Annotated in this window: 1 pseudogene; it reads right to left on the reverse strand. The window is 45.1% G+C overall.

Features of this window, described 5'->3' with window-relative positions:
* Positions 1–517: pseudogene (locus ACRCJ0_RS19285) on the reverse strand (V-type ATP synthase subunit B); the annotation flags it as partial.

Raw genomic sequence — 517 nt, forward strand, 5'->3', positions numbered from 1 at the left:
ATCTTTTTCGTAAGCTAAGTATTCTGCTGCTGTTAAGGCAATTTTTGGCGTTGCTAAACGTTCAATTGAAGGGTCATCCGCTAAGTTGATGAACAATACTGAACGGTCGATGGCACCTGTTTCACGGAATGATTCCATGAAGTATTCAGCCTCTTCAAAGGTAACCCCCATTGCTGCAAAGACAACGGCGAATTGGTCGTCGTCACCTAGCACAGTGGCTTGACGTGCGATTTGGGCAGCAAGCTCTTTATGCGGTAAACCTGAACCAGAGAATACGGGTAGTTTTTGACCACGAACTAAGGTGTTTAAGTGGTCAATTGTTGAGATACCAGTTTGAATAAATTCATCCGGGTAGTCACGAGCCATTGGGTTAATGGCTTGACCATTGATGTCACGGCTTTCGTCAGCGATGATTTCTGGACCGTTATCGTTGATGTTACCAAGTCCATCGAATACACGACCAATCATGTCTTCAGACACGCCGAATTCAAGTGGATGTCCTTGGAAGCGCACTTTA

The sequence above is a fragment of the Aerococcus sp. L_32 genome (assembly GCF_050689315.1).